The sequence below is a fragment of the Bartonella queenslandensis AUST/NH15 genome, from assembly GCF_000312585.1.
GTDB lineage: Bacteria > Pseudomonadota > Alphaproteobacteria > Rhizobiales > Rhizobiaceae > Bartonella > Bartonella queenslandensis_A.
The window spans coordinates 1-591 of record NZ_HE998054.1 but is presented as its reverse complement, the minus strand read 5'-3'; the positions used below and the strand labels follow the sequence as shown (position 1 = coordinate 591).

General features: G+C 36.4%; 1 protein-coding gene. It reads left to right on the top strand.

Translation table 11 applies throughout. The annotated features are described in order from the left end of the window. Positions 1–103: 103 nt before the first annotated feature. On the top strand, positions 104–591 hold a 488-nt coding region (locus tag BN338_RS09310), incomplete at its 3' end, for a hypothetical protein (protein WP_083868471.1).

The window sequence follows — 591 nt, the reverse complement described above, 5'->3', positions numbered from 1 at the left end:
TTCAGGTGTTCAAGATTATAGCACAGCTCTTAATGATAGCGTCCCATTCTGATTGAAAAAATATGGCTAAAAGAAAAAAACATGCAAACGTGGACGCCCACATATTGAAGGATGTATCAGAGAACCCAATGGTCGTATCTCACGGACAAAAATACCTCATGATCCCATTGATAAATTGGCAATAGAAATGCGTGCCAAACGCTTTAGCTTAACCATAGAAGAAGCAAAAAATCCGCTTTCCGGTACTTATATCGGACGGCTTTATCTGCACGGTGTGATTAATCAAGATCAGTATGATGCAGCACAAAAATATCTTGAAGTGAGAAATGATTATCTATGTGCAAAAACATTGCCTAGTGCAATTTATGATAAAATGCCCTCATCTTCTAATGAAGCAGCTAGAAAAAAATGGGTTGAATTTGCAACAAAACAATTTTTGAATATGCAAGAGGCAATAAAAGAAACACAACACCTTTACAGACAGCATAATTTTTATGCTGCGCTACAGTATATTGTTAGTGAAGATCAAGAATTACCATACCTTGTACCTTCATTGCGGATAGTCCTTAACGCTCTCCAGAAATATTTTAA